Raw genomic sequence first — 10,382 nt, forward strand, 5'->3', positions numbered from 1 at the left:
CCGGACCTGGCCCGCACCCAGGCTCAGATCGTGGACTGGGTAAAAGCCAATACCAGTGCCGGCAAACTTAGCGTATGCCCCACCTACTACTCCGATGACCCGGTGCTGGACCGGGTCTTCGGGCAGCGGCCGGCGGACTATCTGGAAACCCTGGGGGCGGAGCTGGACCGTGAAGTGAGAGTTTTCTGGACCGGGGAAGAGGTCTGTTCCCGTGAAGTTTCTCCGGGCCATCTCAAACGTGTCAGCAAGTTGCTGGGGCGCAAGCCACTCCTCTGGGATAATTACCCGGTGAATGATGGCGATCGCATGTCCCGGCATCTGCATCTGCGTGGTTTCACCGGCCGCCCTGCCGGCAATGCCGCCTACCTTGCCGGTCATGCCATCAATCCGGCTTTGCAGCCGGTACTGACCACCATCCCGGCGATCACGCTGGCGGAATGCTACCGCCAGGGGCCGGATTACCAGTATGGTCAGGCGTTTTTGCATGCAGCGCGGGAAGTGCTTGGTCTGGAGCTTGCGGGGCAGTTGCACAAGGATCTACTGACCCTGCAGGACACCGGGCTGGCACGCATCAGCGATGAGAAAAAGCAGGCATTGATTCACACCTACGACGCGTTTGATCACCCCGCGGCTCACGAGATCCTGCGCTGGCTGGCCGGCGACTATCAGGTGACCGACGAAATGGTGGCCACCCAGTAGGCACCTGTTTTCGGTTACTCCAGGTAGTAATCGAAGGTGGAGACCACCCGCACGGTTTTCACCAGCTGTTGTTGCTCCGACACGCCTGGTGCCTGATCCCTTGCCAGAATCTGGAACACACCCTGATTGGCCCGGCGCAGGCTGCCGAGTTTGGCCTCGGCATCCCGAGCGAACTGTTGGGCGGATTCACGGGCCGCTGCTGTGGCCTCGGCGATCATGGCCGGTTTGATATCGTTCAGGCCGTTGAACAGGTAAGTGGGGCCGCTCGGGCCGTAGTCCGAGGACAACACTACGCCGGAATCCACCAGCTCGCTGACGTTCTGGGCCGCCTGCCGGATGCGCTCGATATCGGTGCTGCGCACCATCAGGGTCTGATTGATGATGTACTGTTGCTCGTTGTTATTGCCGGCGTAGGGATTGGCGCGGGTGTCGGTTACATCCAGGCGCTGGAGTTCAACCGCAGACTGGTCAATGGCCTGCAGTTTCAGGAACGCCATGATGGCTTCCCGGCTGCTTCGGGCTTTGTTCTGTGCTTCGTCCAGCGTGCTACCGGTGGCAACAAAGCGGATGGGCCAGAGCGCCAGGTCTGCCTGCACTTCCCGTTCGGCCATGCCCTTGACCGTTACGTAGCGATCGGCCGTGCGCAGCCCCATCAAGCCCTGGCTCAACAGGGAAGCGGCAACAATGGCGCACAGGCCGATAATCAGGGCAGAGACAACTTTCATGGCTTACTCCTTGCGGTTCGGAAAACGTCCTGATGACTGCGCAGGTTAACGGGAACCGGGGCTGCTGGGAAGGCGCGCCTTACGCGCCACTTTGATCACTCGCAGCGGGTGTCTGAATGGCGGCTGAAGCGTTTCTGCATGGCGCTGCGCTGGCGTTCCGCGTCCCGGTATTCCGGAGGCAGGGGCAGAATAAAGTAAAGGTAGTCACCCTTGTGGCGGTTTTCTGCCACCGGCATCGCCTGTTCCGGGGGCGACCATTCAACCGGTGAGAGCACTGCAATGCTCAGTTCTGGTGCCCGTTGCTCAAGGACCGCAACGGTACCGAGCCGCTGTTCGCTGTGGAAGGTGCCTGTAGTGTGCAAAACCTGATGTCCGGGATGTTCATTCAGTGCAGTCAGTATCCGATCGGCCATGGTGTTGTCCCGCAACAGCTGGGCCTGATAGGTACTTAGCAGGCGCCCGGTCAGTTCTGTCTGTTCCGCACCGTGGCTGCCGGCAATGGCGTCGACGAATTTGTCACGGTAGTCCGGGGTATCCAGGAAGGCCTGTTCGGGCAGTGCGGCGCGTTGCGCTTCTGGAAGGCGTTGCAGATAGTCCATCCCCTCACGGCCGACACAGCGCACGATATCTGCCGGGGCGTTGGCCGCGATAACCGGCAACTGGTGTTCACTGGCAAATTCCACCAGGGGCCGGTAGGAGCCTTTGTAGTTCTCCCAGGCGCCCGCGTCTTCGATCATTTCCGTTTCGCCGGTTTGTCCGGCCAGGTAGGCATCCAGGGCATCCTGGTGGTTCAGGTTGAACTGCTCCATGGTCAGGATCTGCCGGGGGTTGTGCCGGTACAGCGCCTGTTGAAGGCGGGCCTGTAACAGGTGCGAGGCATGGTGGCCATGGTATTCCCCCGTCACCACTACATCGGTGTCTGCCAATTGCCGGGCCAGTTCTGCGACCGTGAGGATATCGCCGGTGCTGGCGTCGACGATCACGGCATCGTACTGGCTGACGGGCGCGGGCCGGTTCTCTGTGCGCATGACTGTGCATCCTGTGAAGGCGACAACGGTTACAAGCGTCAGGACAAGGCGGGTGGCGTAAGCTTTCATATCCGATTGTACGTTGCCGGAGTCAGTCGGTTTTCTGGCCGCTGTGCTCGCGCCAGTCTGGCCCGAGCCGCTCTTCCACATATTCACGAATGAACTGACGCACCTTCTGGGAGGGAGTCACGTCCTCCTGCTTGCAAAGGGCCTCGAAAACTTTCTTCTTTTCAGGGTCAATCAACAGGGTCAGCCGGGCAGTTCGGTTTTCCATGGTGTTTCTGGTTCTCAACAGGTTCAGCGAAGATAGTTACAGACTGGCATGTTAATCATATTAGCATTGAGTGTACAGATGATGAGCATATAATGTAACCAAATGCCTGGCCAGAGAGAGTCTGTTCATGCCCCATCGCGCCCATCTCTTTTCTCTTCGTACCGCTCACGCCGTTCGCGAGGCCTGCGTCGATGAACCCTACAACAGCGGGCGCTTTTTCAAAGACCTGATGGCTGGCGCCACGGTTGGCATCATCGCCATTCCGCTGGCGATGGCGCTGGCGATTGCCTCCGGGGTTGCGCCGCAGTATGGCCTGTATACCGCTATCATAGCCGGTTTTCTGATTGCCCTGTTTGGCGGCAGCCGCTACAGTATTTCCGGACCAACGGCCGCTTTTGTCGTGATTCTCTATCCGATCGCCCAGAGCTATGGCCTGGGTGGCTTGCTGCTGGCTACGTTGATGTCCGGTGTGTTGCTGGTGATTATGGCGGTGATGCGCCTGGGCCGCTTTATTGAGTATATCCCCGAATCCGTCACTCTGGGATTCACCGGTGGCATTGCCGTGGTGATTGCCACCTTGCAGGTAAAAGACTTCTTCGGGCTCTCCATTGACGCGATGCCAGAGCATTACTGGGACAAGCTGGCGGTTCTGGGCCAGCAACTGCCGGCGCTGGATGGACTGAGTACGCTGGTGGCGGTGGTTACCCTGGCGGTGATGCTGCTCTGGCCAAGGCTGAGAACTCCGGTGCCGCCTCATCTGCCAGCAGTGATTGTTGGCAGTCTGCTGGCATTGTGGTTGAACGCTGGTGGCGCGGCGATTGAGACCGTGGGGTCACGCTTCAGCTACCTGCTTCCTGATGGCAGCACCGGTGCCGGAATACCGCCGTTTTTACCGGAATTTGCCTGGCCCTGGCAGCAGGCCGGGGCCGACGGACGCCCTATCGGCCTGTCCTGGGACCTGTTCCGGGAGCTGATTCCGGCCGCCTTCGCCATCGCCATGCTGGGGGCCATCGAATCCCTGCTCTGTGCCGTGGTGCTGGATGGCATGACCGGTAAACGCCACAGTGCCAACAGTGAGCTGATGGGGCAGGGCATTGGTAATATGGTGGTACCGTTCTTTGGCGGTATCACGGCCACCGCCGCTATTGCCCGGTCGGCCGCCAATTACCGGGCCGGCGCTGAATCGCCGGTGGCTGCGATGATTCATGCGCTGGTGGTGCTGCTGGCGCTGGTCTCCCTGGCCGGCATTCTTGCCTATCTGCCCATGCCGGCCATGGCCGCGTTGCTGGTGATGGTGGCCTGGAACATGAGTGAGGCGCCGAAAGCCGTGCACCTGCTGAGGACCGCGCCCCGCAGCGATATCCTGGTTTTCCTGACCTGCTTCGGCCTGACCGTGGCCCTGGATATGGTAATTGCCATCACCACCGGGGTGTTACTGGCCGCTGTGCTGTTCATGCGGGAAATGGCACAAATGACCAGGGTGACAGACATTACCGGCAACAAACGAGTGCAGCAGGTTGGAGTGCCGGAGGGTTGGCAGGTGTTCAAGATCAATGGTCCGCTTTTTTTCGCGGCCGCTGACCGCATCTTCGGCGAGCTGGCAGACTTGTCCCAGCAGGCTAAGGGCCTGGTGTTGTACATGGACGGAGTGACCATCCTCGACGCTGGCGGCCTGGCGGCGCTGAATAAACTGATCGCCAGTTGCCGGAAAACCGGTACCCGCCTTGTATTTGCTGACTTGCAGTTCCAGCCATTGAGAACCCTGGCCCGGGCCGGCGTAAAACCGGAGCCCGGCGTGAGCTATTTCTACCCGACTCTGGAGGCGGCGCTGGCTGAGTTGTCAGAGATGGACTGGCAGACCTAAAAAAACAGGCAGTTGGCATAACACGCCAGTGATCAACACAAGAACGCCTGAAGGCCGCATCATGTCAGGGGTCACCTTCCGGGACTGTTTGAACTATCCTAGGCGACAGAATCAGAAACCGGCAAACCGTTTGCCGCGGGAACGACGCTATAAGGGATCGAATGCTGCCATTTCGAATTGTTGATCGGATCAAGTTCATCGTGGAGCGCCAACTGGTCAAAGGGGCTGGCTTTCAGTTGCTGGTGGTCGGTTGCTTTATTGCGCTGATATCGCTGATTGGCGGTCTGCTGGTGGTGCTGCCCCAGGCCGGCGAGTTTGAAAGTGCCGGGCACGCCATCTGGTGGGCATTTTTGCGCCTGACCGATCCGGGTTACCTGGGAGACGACGTGGGCACCTGGCAACGTATTGTCTCCACCCTGCTGACGATAATGGGCTACGTGGTGTTCATGGGTACACTGGTGGCCATTCTCACCCGTTGGCTGATTGCCAAGATGGAAGATCTGGAGCGTGGCCTCACCCCGGTGACATTGAAGAACCATATCGTCGTGCTGGGCTGGACCGCCCAGACGCCGCCGCTGGTAGCGGAGTTATTTGGTTCGTCTGGGCGTATGGCCCGGTTTCTGGAGAAGCATGACGCCCAGAAACTGCGGCTGGTTCTTTTGGCGGAAGAGGCCAGTGTCGAGCATTTGCACGAACTGATCAGAGAGCCTGGTATTGGCCGGCGAGCCCGGGAAGTGATTCTGCGCAGCGGCTCTGCCATTCAGCCGGAAGCGTTGCATCGGGTTGCCTGTCTGGATGCGGCGGCGGTGATTGTGCCCAGCCAGGTGCACGAGGGCGGCTCGCTGATAACCTCCGATGTTGAAACCGTGAAGGCACTGTTGTCTATCGCCGCCCAGGCCAGGCACTACAACGCCCGGCTGCCCTTTGTGGTGGCTGAAATTCAGGACATGCGTAAACTGCCCGTTATCGAGCGGGCCTACCCCGGGGCCGTGGAAGTGGTGGCCGGTGATGCCACCATCAGCAGGTTGATGGTTCAGAACGTCATCCACCCGAACCTTTCCGAGGTCTACAACGAGTTGCTGACCGCCGGTGAAGGCAACGAGATTTTCGTGCGTGGGGGAGAAACCGCTGAAGGCCTGACCTTGGCAGAGCTGGCAAGCCAGCGGCCCAATGCGATTGTCCTGGGTTTGTTGCATCCAAACCCGAGCGGGGGCTGGCAGGTCAATCTGTTGGCAGATTCCGGCACGGTCATCCGTAACGAAGACCGGGTTGTGCTTCTGGCCCGGGATTACCAGCATACCGTGGCCGTACCAAAGGCAGCGACATTGCCGAAGCTGGAGCGCAGACAAAACCAGGCCCTGCCAGAGCCGGTTCCGGGTGTCCACCGGGTGCTGGTACTGGGCTGGAACCGCAGGGTGCCGACCATGGCGGCCGAGTTTGCCAGCTATGGCAGTCGGGTTTTTGAACTCGATCTGGTGTCGGCGATTCCGTTGGATGACCGGAATCGGGAAATGCAGCGTTACGGCGTTGACCTGTCGAAAGTAAACGGTCGCCTGCTGGAAGCCGACTACATGGTGGAAGAGGACCTTCGGCGCCTTGATCCAGCCGGATACGACACAGTGATGTTGCTCAGCAGTGATCGAGTTGGCTCCGGAGAGGAAGCCGATGCCCGTGCCATGGTGGGCTATCTCCAGTTGGAAGATGTTCTGTCGGCCGCCCCCAGGCGACCGCAGGTCATTATGGAACTGAGTGACCCGGATAACCGCCATCTGTTGTATGGCCACAAGAGCGAGATGCTGATCAGCCCGATGATTCTCAGTCATGTGTTGGCTCAGGTGGCGTTGCGGCGGGAACTGAGGGTGGTGCTGGATGAATTGTTCACGGAGGGTGGGGCAGAAATCCAGTTCCGGAAGCCTCACGACTACCCGTTGCCGGCCAGCGCGGATTTCCAGGTGTTGGAGAAGATTGTGGCGGAGCGCGGGGAAATTGCCCTGGGCGTTTATCGGGCCGAAGCGGATGAACGCGGGCGCCATTTACAACTGAATCCGCCCCGGAACCAGTACCTGGATCTGCGCGATGGCGATCAGCTGTTGGTGCTTTGTCTGGGCGCTGAGCGTTGAGCCGGCGTCTCTAGTCGACGGTCTCCAGCAGTGCCTGCATGATGTCGTCCATGACCACGAACCCGGAAATGTCGTTGTCACACAGCACCAGCAGGCGCTTGACCCTGTATTCGGTCATCAGTCTGGCCGCGTATTTCAGAGCCAGGTTCTCACCTACGCTGATCACCGGTTTGGCACACACATCGTAGACGTTCAGCAAATCGATGTCGCCGTCCTCCGAGATAACTGACTTGAGAATATTGGTATAGGTAATCAGGCCCCAGGCATCGTGCTCATTCTGGCGTTCGACCACCAGGGATTTGACATTGTGGCGCTTCATCAGGGAAAGCGCCTCGCGAATGGTGGCGAAGGGCGAAATCCTGATGATGTCGGTCACCATCACGTCTTTGACCAGTTTCATTATCTGCGCTCCGTTTACAGAGAGTCTTTCACGTGTTGTTCAAATTTCTCCACCTGGGCCATGTCGATGCCGCCCATGTGTTCCAGTGGTACGGTAAAGATCATACCCTGGGAATCTTTGCCATCCGGCATGATGACTTTCTGGATGGCTTTCAGCACATCAAGCGACAGCCCCTTCTCCAGGACCATCAGCAGCACGCTCTGGCTGCCGTCGTAGGTCAGGCCGAAGAACGTTTTTTTCGCGGTATTGCTGATGCCCCGGCCGGACATCACAGTGATTCCTCCGGCACCGCAATCCCGGGCAGCATCAATACACTCCTGCTCCAGGTCTTCAGGAACGATGGCCACCAGTGCCGAGAATTTCATGGTGTCTCCTTACGTGGTTCTGCAAGATACTGGGATGCGATGGCGTAGGCCATCACCGTTACGATAGGAAAGATTGAAGCAAAGGCAATCAGCCCGAAGCCGTCGATGAGAATGCTGCGTCCGTCGATACTGCTGGCCAGGCCAATGCCCAGGGCGGTAACCAGAGGGACGGTTACTTCCGACGTGGTGACCCCACCCAGATCATAGGCCAGCGCGATGATGTAGCGGGGCGCAATCAGGGTCAGGCCGACGACCAGAATATAGCCGCCCATGATGTAGTAGTGAATGGAGTCGCCGGTGATGATCCGGTGAACGCCGATAGTGATGCCGACGGCTACCCCGACCGCCACCAGTATGCGAATGACATTGCCGTTCAGGGTTCCCCCGGCGGCTTCTTCCGCCTGTCTGCCGATGGCGATCAGCGCCGGTTCCGCCATGGTCGTGGCAAAGCCGATCATCAGTGCAAAGAGGTATACGTAAAGATAGTTGTCTCTGGCCGTCAGTTGTTCGGCCATGCTGGTACCAATCGGAAACAACCCCATCTTGAGACCGATCACAAAGGCATAAAGCCCCAGAATCACCAAGGTAAAACCAAAGATGACCTTGCGTGGATTGGGAAGTTTGCGGCGCAGTACCAGATACTGAAAGAAGAGCACCGTAATGATGATGGGCAGAACATCCCGAATCATGGTGACCAGGTCCAGCAGTGCGCCGACCACGCCGGAAGGCTTGGTTTCTCCGACATCTGGTGAGAGCGGGACACCCTCGGCTTCGGCAGAACCTGAGTACACCAACATGCCGTAAACCTGCACGGTAACCATCGGTACCATCACCGCCAGTGCGACCAGTCCGAAACCGTCAATCAGAGGGTTCCGGCCTCGGATCGACGCAGCCAGACCTATGCCCAACGCGGCAATCAGCGGCACGGTCACAACATTGGTGGTGACACCGCCGGAATCGTAGGCCAGACCGACGATTTCTTCGGGTGCAAACCAGGTGACGATCACCACGATGATGTAGCCGACAATCATGAACCAGTGTATCGGGTAGCCGAAAATGGTCCGGAAAACGCCGAGGGCCACCACGCAACCCACGGATAGTGCTACCAGTACCCGGAGTGTCAGGCTGTCGATTCGCCCCCCGCTGATGGTTTGTGCCTGCTCGGCCACGGCAATCAGGGCTGGCTCGGCAATTACCGCAGAGAAGCCCATGGCAAAGCCGAAGGCCAGGAGAATGACCAGGGAACCGCGCCGGGCAAACTGATTCGACAGGCTCTTTCCGAGCGGGAAGATGCTAAGCTCGAGCCCTTGCAGAAACAGGGCAACACCGATGGCAACCACAAACAGGCCGGCAACCATGCTGAACAGGTTCTCTGGCACCTGCTGGAGAATGGCGATCTGAAAGAACGCCACCACGATCACAATGGGAAGCAGGTTCTTCAGTGCGTGCAGGAGTGAATGATTGAAGGCGCGGACGTAGAACACAGAATGCCCCTGTAGCCCGTGGGTGAGGGAGGTTGGTGATCTGGGTCAAGTGCCTGAATCATAGCACGCTGTAGTCTGTCCGAAATGACCCGCCTCAATAATAGGCCTTCAGCCTGTCAACAGGGATCCTGTGTATTCATTTAAAAAATGCCGAAAATACACCATATAAATTTCAATTATAAATTCGAAAGCACTAAAGTTACGCCCAACGTCACCACCAGCCCGGTTCACCTGGCCGGTGGCTGGCTCCGGAAGCTGCCGGCAGCAGCGTTCCGAACCTTTTGAACACAAACGTAGAAAGGATAGAGATCATGCCTTACGCACAAGACGTCGACCAAATCGCTTCCATTCTGAAGCAGAACCCGACCTGGAACGCCATCAACCCGAAGCACGCGGCCCGCATGCGCGCCCAGAACAAGTTCAAGACTGGTCTGGACATCGCCAAGTACACCGCCAAGATCATGCGTGAAGACATGGCTGCTTACGATGCCGATTCTTCCAAGTACACTCAGTCTCTGGGTTGCTGGCACGGTTTCATCGGCCAGCAGAAGATGATCTCCATCAAGAAGCACTTCGGTACCACCAAGCGTCGTTACCTGTACCTGTCTGGCTGGATGGTTGCCGCCCTGCGTTCCGAGTTCGGCCCGCTGCCTGACCAGTCCATGCACGAGAAGACTGCGGTTTCTGGCCTGATCGAAGAGCTGTACACCTTCCTGCGTCAGGCCGATGCCTGGGAACTGAACCACCTGTTCCGCGCTCTGGATGAGGCCGAGAAAGCTGGTGACACCGCTAAGGCCAAGGAAATCGAGCAGCAGATCGACAACCACGAAACCCACGTTGTGCCCATCATTGCGGACATCGACGCTGGTTTCGGTAACGCCGAAGCCACCTACCTGCTGGCCAAGCAGATGATCGAAGCCGGTGCTTGCTGTATCCAGATCGAAAACCAGGTTTCTGACGAGAAGCAGTGTGGTCACCAGGACGGTAAAGTAACCGTTCCGCACGCTGACTTCCTGTCCAAGATCAACGCGGTTCGCCTGGCGTTCCTGGAACTGGGTGTGGATGACGGTGTGATCGTTGCCCGTACTGACTCCCTGGGTGCTGGCCTGACCAAGCAGATCGCGGTAACCAACGAGCCGGGTGACCTGGGCGACCAGTACAACAGCTTCCTGGACGGCGAGTACATCGACGACGCTTCCCAGATCGAGAACGGCGACGTTGTGATCAAGTCCAACGGCAAGCTGCTGAAGCCGAAGCGTCTGGCCTCTGGCCTGTTCTGCTTCAAGCCGGGCTCTGGCGAAGACCGTGTTGTTCTGGACTGCATCACCAGCCTGCAGAACGGCGCAGACATGCTGTGGATCGAAACCGAGAAGCCGCACGTTGGCCAGATTGCTGGCATGGTTAACCGCATCAAGGAAGTGGT

10 protein-coding genes are annotated in these 10,382 nt (G+C 58.5%); 4 read left to right on the forward strand and 6 right to left on the reverse strand.

Annotation, left to right across the window (positions count from 1 at the left end; genetic code table 11):
- Positions 1 to 699: beta-N-acetylglucosaminidase domain-containing protein (locus B3Y70_RS11930; RefSeq protein ID WP_288589864.1), on the forward strand; the 699-nt coding region annotated here is incomplete at its 5' end.
- 14 nt (positions 700 to 713) lie between these two features.
- Here the strand turns inward: B3Y70_RS11930 and B3Y70_RS11935 are convergent.
- From B3Y70_RS11935 to B3Y70_RS11945, 3 genes are all read right to left on the reverse strand, one after another.
- Positions 714 to 1,424, reverse strand: a complete 711-nt coding sequence (locus tag B3Y70_RS11935) for an SIMPL domain-containing protein (protein ID WP_199454003.1) — start codon at positions 1,422 to 1,424, stop codon at positions 714 to 716.
- A 95-nt stretch (positions 1,425 to 1,519) separates the two neighbouring features.
- Positions 1,520 to 2,452, reverse strand: a complete 933-nt coding sequence (locus tag B3Y70_RS11940) for a ChaN family lipoprotein (protein ID WP_288589865.1) — start codon at positions 2,450 to 2,452, stop codon at positions 1,520 to 1,522.
- Positions 2,453 to 2,543: 91 nt separating this feature from the next.
- Entirely contained in the window at positions 2,544 to 2,726 is a 183-nt protein-coding gene (locus B3Y70_RS11945; RefSeq protein WP_011786883.1) for a hypothetical protein, read from the reverse strand.
- Between the two features lie 127 nt (positions 2,727 to 2,853).
- On the opposite strand from B3Y70_RS11945, the gene dauA reads away from it, so the two are divergent.
- Positions 2,854 to 4,590 carry a C4-dicarboxylic acid transporter DauA gene (dauA, locus tag B3Y70_RS11950; protein WP_288589867.1) on the forward strand — a complete coding sequence of 579 codons (1,737 nt, stop codon included), beginning with the start codon at positions 2,854 to 2,856 and terminating at the stop codon, positions 4,588 to 4,590.
- 161 nt (positions 4,591 to 4,751) lie between these two features.
- Positions 4,752 to 6,710, forward strand: coding sequence for a CASTOR/POLLUX-related putative ion channel (locus B3Y70_RS11955; protein WP_226609749.1), 1,959 nt, complete (start codon positions 4,752 to 4,754; stop codon positions 6,708 to 6,710).
- A 10-nt stretch (positions 6,711 to 6,720) separates the two neighbouring features.
- Here B3Y70_RS11955 and B3Y70_RS11960 read toward each other — a convergent pair whose 3' ends face one another.
- The 3 genes from B3Y70_RS11960 to B3Y70_RS11970 are packed head-to-tail and all read right to left on the reverse strand — an operon-like array spanning position 6,721 to position 8,959.
- Positions 6,721 to 7,110 carry a CBS domain-containing protein gene (locus tag B3Y70_RS11960; protein WP_022993110.1) on the reverse strand — a complete coding sequence of 130 codons (390 nt, stop codon included), beginning with the start codon at positions 7,108 to 7,110 and terminating at the stop codon, positions 6,721 to 6,723.
- Positions 7,111 to 7,124: 14 nt separating this feature from the next.
- The gene (locus B3Y70_RS11965; RefSeq protein ID WP_153740498.1) at positions 7,125 to 7,475 is read right to left on the reverse strand and encodes a P-II family nitrogen regulator; all 351 of its coding nucleotides are present in this window, start codon (positions 7,473 to 7,475) and stop codon (positions 7,125 to 7,127) included.
- On the reverse strand, positions 7,472 to 8,959 hold the full coding sequence (locus B3Y70_RS11970; protein WP_113879192.1) for a DUF1538 domain-containing protein: 1,488 nt from the start codon (positions 8,957 to 8,959) through the stop codon (positions 7,472 to 7,474). Before B3Y70_RS11970 ends, B3Y70_RS11965 begins: the two co-directional genes overlap by 4 nt.
- 311 nt (positions 8,960 to 9,270) lie before the next feature.
- On the opposite strand from B3Y70_RS11970, the gene B3Y70_RS11975 reads away from it, so the two are divergent.
- Positions 9,271 to 10,382 (forward strand): isocitrate lyase (locus B3Y70_RS11975; RefSeq protein WP_288589868.1); only part of this gene is annotated, 1,112 nt, incomplete at its 3' end.

Origin of the sequence: Marinobacter sp. UBA5687 (genome assembly GCF_002420325.1) — a bacterium.
Classification (GTDB): Bacteria; Pseudomonadota; Gammaproteobacteria; order Pseudomonadales; family Oleiphilaceae; genus Marinobacter; species Marinobacter nauticus.

What these genes read in the sequence shown, in the direction of transcription:
- dauA (WP_288589867.1), top strand. Translation starts at nt 2,854, where the DNA reads ATGCCCCATCGCGCCCATCTCTTTTCTCTTCGTACCGCTCACGCCGTT.
- B3Y70_RS11940 (WP_288589865.1), bottom strand. Translation starts at nt 2,452, where the DNA reads ATGCGCACAGAGAACCGGCCCGCGCCCGTCAGCCAGTACGATGCCGTG.
- B3Y70_RS11965 (WP_153740498.1), bottom strand. Translation starts at nt 7,475, where the DNA reads ATGAAATTCTCGGCACTGGTGGCCATCGTTCCTGAAGACCTGGAGCAG.
- B3Y70_RS11960 (WP_022993110.1), bottom strand. Translation starts at nt 7,110, where the DNA reads ATGAAACTGGTCAAAGACGTGATGGTGACCGACATCATCAGGATTTCG.
- B3Y70_RS11945 (WP_011786883.1), bottom strand. Translation starts at nt 2,726, where the DNA reads ATGGAAAACCGAACTGCCCGGCTGACCCTGTTGATTGACCCTGAAAAG.
- B3Y70_RS11955 (WP_226609749.1), top strand. Translation starts at nt 4,752, where the DNA reads ATGCTGCCATTTCGAATTGTTGATCGGATCAAGTTCATCGTGGAGCGC.
- B3Y70_RS11935 (WP_199454003.1), bottom strand. Translation starts at nt 1,424, where the DNA reads ATGAAAGTTGTCTCTGCCCTGATTATCGGCCTGTGCGCCATTGTTGCC.